1 protein-coding gene is annotated in these 1392 nt (G+C 38.6%); it reads left to right on the forward strand.

Annotation, left to right across the window (positions count from 1 at the left end; translation table 11 throughout):
• The first annotated feature begins 60 nt into the window (after window positions 1–60).
• On the forward strand, window positions 61–1371 hold the full coding sequence (locus EFY79_RS21265) for an IS1380 family transposase (protein WP_123122775.1): 1311 nt from the start codon (window positions 61–63) through the stop codon (window positions 1369–1371).
• Window positions 1372–1392: the final 21 nt, after the last annotated feature.

Here is a 1392-nt window from a genome sequence, read left to right on the forward strand (position 1 = left end):
TTGTGTTTCGGATAAAAATTATTTTCTAAAATTGAAGTAAGAAAATCTTAATGGTGAAAAATGGATCTAAAGCTTTCCTTTACTGATAAAGAAGTGACACCGTGGAGTGGCACTGTGTTGCTAAAAAAGATGCTTGACAGGATGGGATTTGATGTTCAATTGGATAAACTGCCTCTGCCCGTTCAGGGATCTAATCGCGGATACGATCCAAAGCAACTGATCAAACAGTTTATGACGAGTGTATGGTGTGGAGCCAATAAATTTGAACATTGTGAAATCACCCGTCATGATGAAGTTTTAAGACAATGCTGGGGTTTTAAACGTATGGCCGGCTCCAAGTCCTTTCAACGATTTTTCAATAAGCATACGACTGCTCTAAACCACGATATCTTCACTTCTTTCTATCAATGGTTTTTTTCCAATCTGCAATTTGACAATTATACTCTTGATGTGGACTCTTCCATTTTTACAAGATATGGGAATCAACAAGGCAGCAAAAAGGGCTATAATCCACAAAAGCCAGGGAGAAAGAGCCATCATCCATTGATTGCTTTTATAGAAGAAACCAGGATGGTAGCTAATTTTTGGCTAAGAAGCGGCAACACCCATGCAAGTAATAATATCCAGGGATTTGTGTGCGATACTATTGATAAGCTCAATGGAAAAAAGATCGGTTTATTCAGGGGAGATAGTGGGTTTTATGGTAAAGAAGTATTTGAATTTCTGGAAGACCATCCGTTAGTATCAAATTATATCATCGCCGCACGCCAATACCAACCCATTCAACAAAAGATAGCAGGCCACACTTTGTGGACAAAAGTAACCAGGGGAATAGAAGTGGCAGAAACGACCTATCAAAGTCCGTTATGGGATAAGGAAAGGCGGTTGGTAATGGTTCGCCAATTAGTAACAGAACGACCGAATGCTACAGGAAAATCGTTGAGGCTCTTCGAAGAACAAGGTATTTATAACCGATACAGATACAGCTGTTTCATAACCGATGTAACGCTGCCTCCGCTACAAGTATGGAACCTCTATAAACAACGAGCAAACTGTGAAAACCGAATAAAAGAATTGAAATATGATTTTGGTTCAGACAACTTTAATCTGAAAAGTTTTGATGCAACAGAAGCAGCACTCAATTGGGTGATGATAGCCTACAACCTGATAAGTTTATTCCGGCAAGTAGTATTAAATACTAAAGTAGAAAACAGAATGAAAACGCTCAGATATCAGGTTTTTGCTATTGGTGGATATGTTGTAAAAAATGGAAACCAGCGACTATTAAAACTCTCCCTGGCCATGAAGCGACGAGAATGGTTTACAGGCTTGTGGAATTGTAATAAAACTTTCGAAATAAGCACGAATTAGAATCCTAATGACTTATTTGGG

Origin of the sequence: Hanamia caeni (assembly GCF_003721595.1) — a bacterium.
Taxonomy (GTDB): domain Bacteria; phylum Bacteroidota; class Bacteroidia; order Chitinophagales; family Chitinophagaceae; genus Ginsengibacter; species Ginsengibacter caeni.

Excerpts from the sequence above, each read along its gene's own strand:
- EFY79_RS21265 (WP_123122775.1), top strand. The coding sequence starts at position 61 with ATGGATCTAAAGCTTTCCTTTACTGATAAAGAAGTGACACCGTGGAGT.